Raw genomic sequence first — 12647 nt, 5'->3', positions numbered from 1 at the left:
CGGCGACCCCACGCACGTACGTCGACAGTGGAGGAACAGAGATGATCACGACAGCGGTCGTCGAGAGCACCGCCGGCCGGACCCGTTCCGGTCTGGGCCGCGCCCTCGACATCGTCAACATCATCGCCGAACGGGCACCGGAGACCCTCGGCGTGTCGACGATCGCGCGGGAACTGGGTCTGCCGAAGGCGGTCGCGCACCGCATCCTCAAGGAGCTGGTGGCCGACAACTTCCTCACCTTCAACGAGGAGACCAAGCGGTACCGGCTCGGCACCGGCGCGCTCGCGGTGGGCCTGGCCGCGCTGCGCGCGCTGGACGTGCCGGACATCGCGCGCCGCTACCTGGTCCGGCTGGTGCGCGACACCGGCGAGACCGCCACGCTGTCGGTGCGGCAGGGCTGGTCACGCGTCTACATCGACCAGGTGCTGTCGCCGCACGAGGTCCGGATGTCGGTTTCCCTGGGCACCAGCCACGCGCTGCACTCCGGGTCGTCGTCGAAGGCGATCCTGGCGGCGCTGCCGGACGCGGAGGTCGACGACTACCTCGGCCACCACCCGCTGGACGCGGTCACCCCGGCCACCATCACCTCCACCGCCAAGCTGCGGGCCGACCTGGCCCGGATCCGGCGTCAGGGGTACGCGGTGAGCATGGGCGAGCGGCAGAACGGCGCGGGAAGTGTGGCCGCGGCGGTGCGCTACGCGACCGGGCAGGTGTTCGGCTCGATCTCGCTGTGCGGGCCGCAGAACCGGTTCACCCCGGAGGTGTGCGCCGCGCACGGGGCGCTGGTCGCCGCGGCGGCGGCGGAGATCTCCGCCGAACTGGGTTTCCGGCCGCCGGCGCAGCGTGTCGCCGGGCGGACGGGTCAGGAACAGAACTGGGGAGGTGGAACAGGTGAGTGACGGACCGCTGACGGGCCTGCGGGTGCTTGACGTCTCGACGATCCTCGCCGGGCCGCTGTGCTGTCAGATCCTCGGCGACTACGGCGCCGACGTGATCAAGATCGAGCACCCGACCATGGGTGACAGCATGCGCGGCCACGGCAAGGCCAAGGACGGCCATCCCCTGTGGTGGAAGGAGATCTCCCGCAACAAGCGGCTGGTCGGGCTGAACCTGTCCGCGCCGGAGGGCGCGGCGCTGCTGCTGCGGCTGGCCGAGCGGGCCGACGTGCTGGTGGAGAACTTCCGGCCGGGCACGCTGGAGCGCTGGGGTGTCGGCCCGGAGGAGCTGCACCGGGTCAACCCCGGTCTGGTGATCGCCCGGATCACCGGCTTCGGGCAGACCGGCCCGTACGCCTCCCGCGCCGGGTTCGGCACGCTGGCCGAGGCGATGAGCGGGTTCGCCCACCTGACCGGCACCGCCGACGGCCCGCCCACGCTGCCCGCGTTCGGGCTGGCCGACAGCATCTGCGGCATCGCCACCTCGTCGGCGGTGATGATGGCGCTGTGGCACCGGGAGCGCTCCGGCGGCCGGGGCCAGGTCGTCGACATGAGCCTGCTGGAGCCGATCATGACCGCTGTCGGTCCCGGCCCCACCGTCTACGACCAGCTCGGCGTGGTGGAGCAGCGGCAGGGCAACCGCTCGACGAACAACGCGCCGCGCAACACGTACCAGACCAAGGACGGGTCGTGGGTGGCCATCTCCACCAGCGCCCAGGCCATCGCCGAGCGGGTGCTGCGGCTGGTGGGCCACCCCGAGGTGATCGACGAGCCGTGGTTCCGTACCGGCGTCGGGCGGGTGGCGCACGCGGACCTGCTCGACGAGTACGTGGGGTCGTGGATCGCCGAGCGGACCCGCGACGAGGTGGCCGCGGCTTTCGCCGAGGCCGGTGCCGCTGTCGCCCCGGTCTACAGCGCCAAGGACATCGTCGAGGACCCGCACGTCCGGGCCACCGAGATGATCACCACGGTCGACGATCCCGACCTCGGCCCGATGCGGATGCACAACGTCATGTGGCGGATGTCGGAGACGCCGGGCCGGATCCGGTTCACCGGACGCTCCCCCGGCGCCGACACCGACGCCCTGCTCGTCGAGGAACTCGGCTGCGACCCGGCCGAGATCGCCGACCTGAAAGCCCGTGGCGTCGTCGCCTGACGACGCCGACAGCCGAAACGCGAGGAACCCCGTGGGCACCACAGCCAGAACCGCCGACCGCCTGCTCGACGCCGTGCAGGCCGGTGTCACGATCTACGACCTGGGCCGGCGGCTGACCGTCGGCATGCCGCAGTCACCGAACCACCCGGCGTTCGGGCTCACCCTGCCGCGCCGCCACGGCGACATGGTGCGCGCCGACGGCGGCTCCGCCGCCAACGACCTGCTGGTGATGGGCACGCACGTCGGCACGCACGTCGACGCGCTCGCGCACGTCTCCCAGGACGGCCGGCTGCACGGCGGCGCCGACGCCGCCGACGCGCAGGTCGGCGGCCGGTTCGACGAGCTGGGCGTGCACACCGTCGCGCCGATGGTCCGCCGGGGCGTGCTGCTGGACGTGCCCGCCGCGCTGGGCGTGGAGGCCTGCGAGCCCGGCTACGAGATCACCCCCGCCGACCTGGACGCCACGGTGTCCCGGCAGGGCACGCCGGTGGGCCCGGGCGACGTCGTGCTCATCCGCAGCGGGTGGGGCCGGCTGTTCGACCACGAGGACCGCGGCGTGTACGTCGGCAAGGACTCCGGCGTGCCGGGGGTCGGCGCGGACGGCGCGACGTGGCTGGCGCAGCGGCAGGTGCACGCCGCCGGCGCGGACACCATCGCCTTCGAGTGCCTGCCGCCGGGCAAGGGCCACAGCTCGCTGCCGGCCCACCGGATCCTGCTGGTCGAGCACGGCGTCTACCTGATCGAGACGATGGCGCTGGAGGAGCTGGCCCGCGACGAGGTGCACGAGTTCACATTCGTCATGGCGCCGCTGCCGCTGTACGGCGCCACCGGCTCCCCGGTGCGCCCGCTGGCGGTGATCAGCCGTGGCTGAGCCGACCCTGGGCCGCCACCTGGCCACCTTCGCCGCCGACACCGCCGCCGAGACGCTGCCCGACGAGGTCGTCGCGAGCGTCCGGGCCCGTGTCCTGGACGTGCTCGGCCTCTGCGTGGCGGCCCGGCCGCTGCCGACCAGCCAGGCGGCCCTCGCCTACGTCGAGGAGCAGGGCGGCCGCGGCCAGGCCACTGTCGTCGGCCTGGACGAGAAGGCGCCGGCCGCGCTGGCCGCGTTCGCCAACGGCGTGCTGGCGCACTCGCTCGACTACGACGACACGCACCTGCCGTCGGTGCTGCACCCGAGCGCGTCGGTGGTGCCGGCCGCGCTGGCCGCCGCCGAGGCGTCCGGGGCGTCCGGGCGGGAGACGGTCGCGGCCATCGCCGTCGGCCTGGAGGTGTGCGTCCGGCTCGGCATGGCCGGTTACGACCCGGCCGCCGGCAACTCCGTCTTCTTCGAGCACGGGCAGCACGCCACCTCGATCTGCGGCACGCTCGGCGGCGCGGTGGCGGCGGCCCGGCTGCTGAAGCTGGACGCCGACGGCGCGCTCGACGCGCTCGGCGTGTCCGCCTCGATGGCCGCCGGTCTGATCGAGTCCAACCGCAACGGCGGCACCGTCAAGCGGATCCACTGCGGCTGGGCGGCGCACGCGGCGGTGAGCGCCGCGCAGCTGGCCCGGCACGGCGTGACCGGCCCGCCGACGGTGCTGGAGGGACGCTTCGGCTTCTTCCAGGCGTTCCTGCGCGGCGAGTTCGACGGCGACGAGATCGTCCGCGGGCTCGGCACCGACTGGGCGGTACCGGGCATCTTCTTCAAGCCGTACCCGGCGAACCACTTCACCCACGCCGCCATCGACGCGGCGATCGCGTTGCGCGAGCGCGGGTTGCCGCTGGACGAGATCGAGTCGATCACGCTCGGCGTTCCGACGCCGACGGTGCGCACCATCGGCCAGCCCATCGAGCGCAAGCGGGCGCCGCAGACCGGCTACGAGGCGCAGTTCAGCGGCCCGTACGCGGTGGTCGCCGGCCTGATCGGCGGCGGCGGTCTCGGCGTGGACCTCGCCGACTTCACCGACGCCCTGGCGCACGACCCGCAGCGGCGGGCGCTGATGGCGCTGGTCGACGTGGTGGGCGACGAGCGGTGCGACGCGATCTTCCCGCACCAGTTCCCGGCCGTGCTGCGGGTGGTCACCCGCGACGGGCGGGAGTGGGTGCAGGAGGTGCTCGCCAACCGGGGCGGGCCGCAGCGTCCGCTCAGCGACGCCGAACTGGCGGTCAAGTTCCGCACCAACGCCGCCGCCCTGCCGGAGGCGACCGCCGACCGCATCACCGAGGAGGTCCACCGGCTGGACCGGGCCCCCGACGTCCACGGCCTGATGGGCCTGATCAACCGCCGCTGAACCGAGCACGAGGAGCAACACCATGAGCACCTACGACCTGCTGCTGACGAACGTCCGCGTGGTCCGGCACGACCGGCCCGAACCCGAGCTGATGGACATCGGCGTCACCGACGGACGGATCAGCCGCGTCGCCCCGCAGATCGACCGGGCGGAGGCCGCCCAGGTCGTCGACGGCGGCGGCCGGCTCGCCTTCCCCGGCGTGGTGGACGCGCACCAGCACTGGGGCATCTACAACCCGCTGAGCGAGGACGCCGTCTCGGAGAGCCGCGCCTCGGTGCAGGGCGGCGTCACCACGGCGCTGAACTACATGCGCACCGGGCAGTACTACCTCAACCGGGGCGGCCGGTACGCCGACTTCTTCCCCGAGGTGCTGTCCGCGACCGAGGGCCGCTCCTACATCGACTACGGCTTCCACCTGGCGCCGATGTCGCGGGAGCACATCGGCGAGGTGCCGTCCCTGGTCGAGGAGCACGGCGTCACCTCGTTCAAGATCTTCATGTTCTACGGCAGCCACGGCCTGCACGGCCGGTCCGCCGACCAGAACTCGTTCCTGATGATCCCGGAGGGCGAGCGGTACGACTACGCCCACTTCGAGTTCGTGATGCGGGGCGTCCAGGCGGCCCGGGAGCGTTTCCCCGAGCTGGCCGACGAGATCTCGCTGTCGCTGCACTGCGAGACCGCCGAGATCATGAGCGCGTACACCAAGCAGGTCGAGCAGGACGGCACGCTGCGCGGGCTGGAGGCGTACCACGCCTCGCGGCCGCCGCACTCCGAGGGACTGGCCGTGTCGATCGCGTCGTACCTGGCGCACGAGACCGGCCTGCCGAAGATCAACCTGCTGCACCTGACCTCGGAGAAGGCTGTCGACGCGGCGCTGCGGATGGCGCGGGCGTTCCCGCACATCGACTTCCGCCGCGAGGTGACCATCGGCCACCTGGTCGCCGACATCGACACCGCGCACGGCCTGGGCGGCAAGGTCAACCCGCCGCTGCGCCCGCGCGCCGACGTCGAGGCGCTCTGGGGGTACGTCCTGGACGGCAAGATCGACTGGGTGGTCAGCGACCACGCCTGCTGCAAGGACGAGGTCAAGTTCGGTGAGCCGCGCGACGACATCTTCGTCGCCAAGTCCGGCTTCGGCGGCGCCGAGTACCTGCTGCCCGGCCTGGTCACCGAGGGCAACCGGCGCGGCCTGTCGTACCAGCGGGTGGCGGAGCTGACCTCGTGGAACCCGGCCCAGCGCTTCGGCCTGCGCAACAAGGGCGCGCTGCTGCAGGGGTACGACGCCGACATCTGCCTCGTCGACCCGGACTCGACCTGGACGGTGCACGCCGAGGACTCCGAGTCGACGCAGGAGTACACGCCGTTCGAGGGCTTCGAGCTGACCGCACGGGTCACCGACACCTTCGTCCGCGGGCAGCACGTGCTCGTCGACGGCAAGGTGACCGGCGAGCCGGCCGGCCGCTACCTCGCCCGCCCGCAGCGGTAAGGGGAACGACTGATGGCGGCGGTGGCGCGCAGTTACCTGTACGTGCCGGGCGACCGGGCGGACCTGCTGGACAAGGCGGCCGGGCGCGGCGCGGACGCGCTCGTGCTCGACCTGGAGGACGCGGTCACGCCGGCCCGCAAGGCGCAGGCCCGGGAGACGGTCGCCGGGTACCTGGGCGCCGCCGCGGCGGCCGGCCCCGAGCTGTGGGTGCGGATCAACAGCGACCAGGTCGAGGCGGACGTCGAGGTGCTCTCCCCCGCCGCGGCCGGGGTCTGGGTACCGAAGGCCGAGCCGGACCTGCTCGCCGAGGTCGACGCGGCGCTGACCCGGGTGCAGCGGCGGCTCGGCCCGGACGCCCCGGCGTTCCGGGTGGTGGCGCTGATCGAGACCGCCCGGGGCGTGCTCACCGCGCCGCAGGTGGCCGCCGCAGCGCGGGTGCTGCGGCTCGGCCTCGGCGAGGCGGACCTCGCCGGTGAGCTGGGGTTGCAGCCCGGGCCGGAGCGGGCGGAGTTCGCGCCGATCCGCTCCCAGGTCGTGGTCGCGTCGGCAGCGGCCGGCATCACCCCGCCGGTGGGACCGGTGGAGACGACGCTGCGCGACCCGGAGCGGCTGGAGCAGACCACCCGGGCGCTGCTGCGGCAGGGCTTCCGGGCGCGCAGCGCCATCCACCCCGGGCAGATCGCGACGGTCAACGAGGTGTTCACCCCCACCGAGGCCGAGGTGGCCTCGGCGCGGGCCGTGCTGGAGGCGCTGGAGCGGGCCGAACGCGGCGGCTCCGGGGTGGCCACCGACGCCGGCGGGCGGCTGCTGGACCGGGCGGTGGTACGGGCCGCCGCCGAGGTGGTACGCCGCGCCGAGGCGTCCGCGGGGTGACACGTGACGCCGGGCCGGGGACCGTCGACGGGTACGACGTGGCCCGGCCCGGCGTGGGTCAGGGCGTGCCGAGCGTGGCGCGGGCGGCCAGGATGTGCGCCCGCATCACCGAGCCGGCCCAGGCCCGGTCGCGCGCCTCGAACGCATCGATCAGCTCCCGGTGGTGCGACATGCTGCGCGCCATCGCCGCCTCGTCGTACCGGCGGAACGTGCGGTTCACCAGCGGCGTCTGCACCACCGCCCCGAGCAGCGCGCTCAACCGGCGGTTCCGCCCGGCGCCCAGGATGATCTCGTGGAACTGCGCGTTGCAGACCGCGATCCGGTCCGCCCGGTCCCGCCGCTGACCGGCCGCGTAGCCCTCCATCTCGGCGCACAGCTCGCGCAGCCGGGCGATCTCCTCCGGCGTGATCCGGGTCGCGGCCAGCTCGGCGCCGTACCCCTCCAGCAGGGCGCGCAGCTCGAAGATCTCCTCCAGGTCCTGCTCGCGCCAGGCCGGGACGGTGGCGCCCCGGTTGGCCTCCCAGTCCACCAGGCCCTCGGCGTGCAGCCGGCGCAGCGCCTCCCGTACCGGGGTGCGGCTCACCCCCACCGCGGCGGCGAGATCCTCCTCGGAGAGCTTCTTCCCCGGCTCGTACGCCCCACCGAGGATGCGCGTCTTGATCGACTCGTACGCCGACTGCGTGGCCCGGCCCATGCGTCCCCCTCTGTTCACCGATGGTGAACCTACATCGACGCGGTGGAACCGCCGTTGACGGCGTACTCCGAGCCGGTCACCTGCCGGGACCGGTCCCCGGCCAGGAAGAGCACCACCTCGGCGACGTCCTCCGGCTCGTTCATCCGGCCCAGCGGCAGCCGGCGCAGCTCGTGCACGACGTGGTCGGCGGCGGCGGAGACGTCGATGCCGAGCCGGAGCGCGACCGACTCCAGGTAGGCGTCCATGGTCGCGGTCCGGGTCGGGCCGGGCGCGACGGTGTTCACCCGTACGCCCCGGGAGCCGTACTCCAGGGCCAGGCCCTTGGCGAGGCTGAGCAGCGCGGCCTTGCTGACCGCGTAGTCGAGCATGTGCGGCTTGGGGTGCCGCGCCGCCTCGGAGCCGATGGTGACCACGCTGCCGCCGCCCCGCTCGACCATGAGCGGCACGAGCGCGCGGCACAGGCGCACGCAGGACATCACGTTCACGTCCCAGGTGCGCTGCCAGGCGGCGTCGTCGATGTCGGTGAACGCGTCCCGGTACGGCGCGAGCGCCACGTTGTTGACGAGCACGTCCGCGCCGCCGTACCGGCTGGTCACCTCCCGCACGACGGCGGCGACGCCGGCCGGGGTGCCCAGGTCGGCGGTGACCGGGACGCCCACGCACGCGGAGACGTCCAGGTCTGCGGAGACCACCTCGGCGCCCTCGTCGGCCAGCCGGCGGGCCACGGCGAGCCCGATCCCCGATCCGGCGCCGGTGACGACGGCGACCCTGCCCCTCATCCGCTTCTCCCCTCGGTGCCGCCGGCGAGCACCTCGTCGGTGTGCTCGCCGAGCGTCGGTGCGAGCCGGCCGGCCGGCAACGGCGAGCCCGACATGACGATCGGCGAGGCGACGCTGCGCAGCCGCCCGGCCACCGGATGCTCGACGATCGACACCAGGCCGGACCCGGCCTCTTCCTCCTCGCGGAGGATCTCCTCGTAGCCGGCCAGCGGCGCGCACGGCACGTCGATCGCGGACAGCTCCGCCAGCCACTCGGCCGTGGTACGCCCGAGCAGCACCTCGGCGACCACCCGGTAGAGCCCGTCGGCGTTGGCGATCCGCTTGCCGACGGTGTCGTAGTCGGGGTGGCGCAGCAGGTCGGCGCGCCCGACCAGGGTGAGGAACCGCTCCCACTGCCGGCCGGTGTAGATCAGCACGCACAGGTGCCCGTCGGCGGTGGCGTACGGACGGCGGTTCGGCGCGGCGGTACGCGGGTAGAGCGGCGGCCCGGTGGGCGGGTCGAACGTCCAGCCGTCGAGCTGTTCGAGCAGGCCGAAGGCGACCATCGTGTCGTACATCGGCACCTCGACGCGCTGCCCCTCGCCGGTGGCGTCGCGGTGCCGCAGCGCGGCGAGCACGGCGGTGGACGCGGTGAGCCCGGTGATCTTGTCGGCGAGCGGTGTGACGACGTACCCGGGCTGGTCCTGGTTGACGCTCTGGAGCCGGGCGATGCCGGAGGCGCCCTGGATCACGTCGTCGTAGGCGGGCCGGTCGGCGTGCCGGCCGGTGCCACGGAAGCCCGGGATCGCGCAGTAGACGATCGCCGGGTGCAGCGTGCGTACGTCGTCGTAGGTGAGCGCGAGCCGGGCCGCGGCGGCCGGGCGCATGTTGTGCACCAGCACGTCCACCGTCGGCACCAGCCGGTCGAACGCGGCCCGGTCGGCGGGCGCCTTGAGGTCCAGCAGGACGCTCTTCTTGCCCCGGTTCATGTTGAGGAACACCGCCGCCATGCCGGGGGTGCGGGCGGCGCCGAGCTGGCGGGCGATGTCGCCGCCCGGCGGCTCCACCTTGATCACCTCGGCGCCCAGGTCGGCCAGCATCAGCGTGCAGTACGGGCCGGAGAACGTGCTGGTCAGGTCCAGCACCCGGAGTCCGGTCAGCGGCCCGGTCACGGGAAGCCACCGGCCCGGCTCAGCATGCCCGGCAGCTCGGCGCCGAACAGCTCGCCCAGCCACCTGGCGTTGCCGATGGCCGCCTCCTGCGACACGCCGGTGGCTGTCCCGGAGCGTTCCAGCGCGTACACCACGTCCTCGGTGGCCACGTTGCCGGTGGCGGCCGGCGCGAACGGGCAGCCGCCGATGCCGCCGACGCTGGCGTCGATCGCCCGCGCCCCGGCCCCGACGGCGGCCAGGACGTTCGCCAGGCCCAGGTTGCGGGTGTTGTGGAAGTGCCCGCGCAGGCTCGCCCCGGTGCGCTCGCGTACGGCGGTGAACAGCCGCTCCACCTGGGACGGCACGGCCACGCCGATGGTGTCGGCGAGCGCCACCTCGTCCGGCGCCACCGGCGCCAGATCGTCGACGACGCGCAGCACGCGCTCCGGCGGCGTCTCCCCCTCGAACGGGCAGCCGAACGCGGCACCGACCGTGACCGACGCGCGCAGCCCCAGCTCGCGGGCGCGGGGCAGCAGCCGCCGCACCTGCGCCACCGCCTCGGCGGTGGTCGTGCCCTGGTTGCGCCGGCAGAACGTGTCGGTGGCGACGACCACGAAGTTGACCTCGGTGACGCCGGCGGCGACCGCCCGGTCCAGGCCGCGGCCGTTCATCACCAGGCCGATCGAGGCCAGGCCCGGCTCGTCGCGGACCAGTGCCGCCAGCGCGTCGGCGTCGGCGAGCTTCGGCACCCTCGCCGGGTTGACGAAGCTCGTCGGCGGGCTGCGCCGGAGCCCGCGATGACCGGGCCGTTCTCCGAGCGCCACTGGCACGAGGCCGAGACGTGGCCGCGCGAGCGGCTGGCCGCGTACCAGCTCACCCGCCTGAAGGCGCAACTGTCCTACGTGTACGCCGCCAGCGACTTCTACCGCACCCGGTGGGACGCGCTCGGCTTCCACCCGGGCGACGTCCGGGAACTGGCCGACCTGCGCCGCCTGCCGCTGGTCGGCAAGGCCGACTACGTGGCCGACCTGGCCGCCCACCCGCCGTGGGGCAGCGCCGTCGCCGCGCCGGTCGCGGACCGCCGCCGCGTGCACTTCTCCTCCGGCACCACCTCGAACCCGACCCCGGTGCTGTGGACCGCGCACGACCTGGACCGCTGGGCCGACCTGTACGCGCGGGCCGCGTACAGCCAGGGGGTGCGGGACACCGACGTGTACCAGTGCCTGTTCAGCTACGCCTGGTTCGTCGGCGGGCTCGGCGCGACAGCCGGCTACCAGCGCATCGGCGTGACGCTGCTGCCCGCCGGGTCCGGCGACACCCAGCGACAGATCGACACGATCTTCCGGTACGGCACCACAGCCGTCGGCGGGACGCCGTCGTTCATGCTGCACCTGGCCGAGACCGCGGAACGCGCCGGCACGCCGCTGCGCGACTCGCCGGTGCGGCGGATCCAGGTCGGCGGCGAACCCGGCGCCGGGGTGCCGGCCACCCGCGCGCACATCGAGCAGCGCTGGGGCGCCAAGTGCTTCGACGGGTACGGCAGCCTGGAGTTCCAGCCGATCGCCTGGGAGTGCGAGGAACAGGCCGGCGGCCACATGGCCGAGGACTTCGCGTACGCCGAGGTGCTCGACCCGTACACCCACGAGCCGGTGCCCGACGGCGCACCCGGCCTGCTGGTGCTCACCCACCTGGACAAGCGGGCGAGCCCGCTGGTGCGGTGGGCCACCGGCGACGTGGTGGTCCGCGACAGCACCGCCTGCCCGTGCGGGCGCACGCTCGCCCGGCTGCCGGGCGGCGTCGTCGGCCGGGCCGACGACATGCTCGTGGTACGCGGGGTGAACCTGTTCCCGTCCGCCGTCGAGCAGGTCGTCCGGGCCACGCCCGGCACCTGCGGCGAATACCTCATCGTCCTCGACGAGGACGTCACCGACCCGGCGACCGGCTACCTCACCGGCATCAAGCTGCGCGTCGAGGTGACCGGCGACGACCGGCGGGTGGCCCGCGAGCTGGCGCACGCCGTGCGCGCCGAGCTGACGGTGCGCGCGGTGGTGGAGACCGTCCCCGAGGGCACGCTGCCGCGCAGCACCCACAAGAGCAAGCGCGTCGTACGCGCCGACCGGAAGGTTCCGTGATGGACAGGCAAGCGTTCCTGGTCGGCGCCGTGCGTACCCCGCACGGCCGGTACGGCGGCGCGCTGCGCGACGTGCGGGTGGTGCGCCTGGGCGGGCTGGCCGGTGCCGCCGCGCTGGAGCGGGCCGGGGTGCCCGCCGAGGCGGTGGACGAGACGGTGGTCGCCAACTGCCGTCAGGCGGGCAACGGCCCGAACCCGGGACGGCAGATCTCGCTGGCGGCGGGCGTGCCGGTGCCGACGCCCGCGCAGACCATCAACATGGCCTGCGCCTCCGGCCTCAAGGCGGTGCAGCTCGCGCACCGGTCGGTGCGGTCCGGCGAGGCCGACGTGGCACTGGCGGTGGCCGCGGAGAGCATGAGCACGATGCCGTACCTGGCGCCGTACACGCTGCGCTGGGACGGCGTGCGCCGCGGCGACGTCCTGCTCCAGGACGGCTGGCGCGACGGCGGCACCGACCCGATCTGCGGCATGAGCATGGGCGAGACCGCGGAGAAGGTCGCCCGCGAGTTCGGCGTGTCCCGCGCCGACCAGGACGCCTGGTCGGCGCGCAGCCACCAGCGGCTGGCCCGGGCCTGGGAGTCCGGCGCGATGGCGCAGGAGGTCCTGCCGCTGGACGAGCTGGACCGCGACGAGACGGTACGCCCCGACACCACACCGGAACGGCTCGCCCGGCTGCGCCCGTCGTTCACCGACGGCGGCACGGTCACCGCGGGCAACGCCAGCCAGATGGCCGACGGCGCCGCCGCGGTCGTGGTGGCCGGCGGCGAGGCGGTACGGCGGTACGGGCTGACCCCGCTGGGCCGGATCGTCGGGTTCGCGGCCGTCGGCGTGGACCCGACGATGATGGGCGTCGGACCGGCCGAGGCCATTCCGCTGGCCCTGCACCGGGCCGGGCTGACCGTCGCCGACGTGGACCTGTTCGAGATCAACGAGGCGTTCGGCGCGCAGATCGTGCAGAACGTGCGCGCGCTGGGCCTGGACGAGGAGCGGGTGAACGTCAACGGCGGCGGGATCGCCCTCGGCCACCCGACCGGACAGAGCGGCGCCCGGCTGATCGTCTCGCTGCTGCACGAGCTGGCCCGCCGCGACGGCCGGTACGGCGTGGCGAGCCTGTGCGTCGGCGGCGGACAGGGCATCGCCGCCGTGATCGAGCGGGTGACCCGGTGATCGCCGTCGTGGTCGGCCTCGGGCCG

Annotated in this window: 12 protein-coding genes; 8 read left to right on the top strand and 4 right to left on the bottom strand. The window is 74.1% G+C overall.

Annotation, left to right across the window (positions count from 1 at the left end; genetic code table 11):
- Nucleotides 1–41: 41 nt before the first annotated feature.
- From FHX31_RS11400 to FHX31_RS11375, 6 genes are read left to right on the top strand one after another with little or no spacing between them, the layout of a single operon-like run.
- Nucleotides 42–899 (top strand): IclR family transcriptional regulator, encoded by an 858-nt coding sequence (locus FHX31_RS11400; RefSeq protein ID WP_013286898.1) that lies wholly within the window; start codon nucleotides 42–44, stop codon nucleotides 897–899.
- A complete protein-coding gene (locus FHX31_RS11395) occupies nucleotides 892–2091 on the top strand; it encodes a CaiB/BaiF CoA transferase family protein (protein WP_013286899.1) in 1200 nt (399 codons plus the stop codon). The genes FHX31_RS11400 and FHX31_RS11395 overlap by 8 nt, the downstream gene beginning before the upstream one ends.
- Nucleotides 2092–2122: 31 nt before the next feature.
- The gene (locus FHX31_RS11390; RefSeq protein WP_013286900.1) at nucleotides 2123–2962 is read left to right on the top strand and encodes a cyclase family protein; all 840 of its coding nucleotides are present in this window, start codon (nucleotides 2123–2125) and stop codon (nucleotides 2960–2962) included.
- Nucleotides 2955–4361, top strand: coding sequence for an MmgE/PrpD family protein (locus tag FHX31_RS11385; RefSeq protein ID WP_013476392.1), 1407 nt, complete (start codon nucleotides 2955–2957; stop codon nucleotides 4359–4361). Before FHX31_RS11390 ends, FHX31_RS11385 begins: the two co-directional genes overlap by 8 nt.
- 22 nt (nucleotides 4362–4383) lie before the next feature.
- The gene (locus FHX31_RS11380; RefSeq protein ID WP_013286902.1) at nucleotides 4384–5847 is read left to right on the top strand and encodes a dihydroorotase; all 1464 of its coding nucleotides are present in this window, start codon (nucleotides 4384–4386) and stop codon (nucleotides 5845–5847) included.
- A gap of 12 nt (nucleotides 5848–5859) precedes the next feature.
- Nucleotides 5860–6720: an HpcH/HpaI aldolase/citrate lyase family protein gene (locus FHX31_RS11375; protein WP_184976074.1), complete on the top strand. Its 861-nt coding sequence runs from the start codon at nucleotides 5860–5862 to the stop codon at nucleotides 6718–6720.
- A 58-nt stretch (nucleotides 6721–6778) separates the two neighbouring features.
- Here the strand turns inward: FHX31_RS11375 and FHX31_RS11370 are convergent, their stop codons facing one another.
- The 4 genes from FHX31_RS11370 to FHX31_RS11355 are packed head-to-tail and all read right to left on the bottom strand — an operon-like array spanning nucleotide 6779 to nucleotide 10072.
- Nucleotides 6779–7414, bottom strand: coding sequence for a GntR family transcriptional regulator (locus FHX31_RS11370; protein WP_013286904.1), 636 nt, complete (start codon nucleotides 7412–7414; stop codon nucleotides 6779–6781).
- Between the two features lie 29 nt (nucleotides 7415–7443).
- Nucleotides 7444–8193, bottom strand: a complete 750-nt coding sequence (locus FHX31_RS11365; RefSeq protein WP_013286905.1) for an SDR family NAD(P)-dependent oxidoreductase — start codon at nucleotides 8191–8193, stop codon at nucleotides 7444–7446.
- Nucleotides 8190–9344 carry a CaiB/BaiF CoA transferase family protein gene (locus tag FHX31_RS11360; RefSeq protein WP_184976071.1) on the bottom strand — a complete coding sequence of 385 codons (1155 nt, stop codon included), beginning with the start codon at nucleotides 9342–9344 and terminating at the stop codon, nucleotides 8190–8192. Before FHX31_RS11360 ends, FHX31_RS11365 begins: the two co-directional genes overlap by 4 nt.
- Complete coding sequence (locus FHX31_RS11355) at nucleotides 9341–10072, bottom strand: beta/alpha barrel domain-containing protein (protein ID WP_240638066.1); 732 nt, start codon at nucleotides 10070–10072, stop codon at nucleotides 9341–9343. Before FHX31_RS11355 ends, FHX31_RS11360 begins: the two co-directional genes overlap by 4 nt.
- A gap of 48 nt (nucleotides 10073–10120) precedes the next feature.
- Between FHX31_RS11355 and FHX31_RS11350 the strand changes: the two genes are divergently transcribed.
- Nucleotides 10121–11455: a phenylacetate--CoA ligase family protein gene (locus tag FHX31_RS11350; RefSeq protein WP_184976069.1), complete on the top strand. Its 1335-nt coding sequence runs from the start codon at nucleotides 10121–10123 to the stop codon at nucleotides 11453–11455.
- The gene (locus FHX31_RS11345; RefSeq protein ID WP_091327041.1) at nucleotides 11455–12621 is read left to right on the top strand and encodes a thiolase family protein; all 1167 of its coding nucleotides are present in this window, start codon (nucleotides 11455–11457) and stop codon (nucleotides 12619–12621) included. The genes FHX31_RS11350 and FHX31_RS11345 overlap by 1 nt, the downstream gene beginning before the upstream one ends.
- Nucleotides 12622–12647 lie beyond the last annotated feature (26 nt).

The organism is Micromonospora sp. CNZ286 (genome assembly GCF_014207755.1).
Note: the sequence above shows the minus strand (reverse complement) of the source record. Positions and strands in the feature narration are given on the sequence as shown.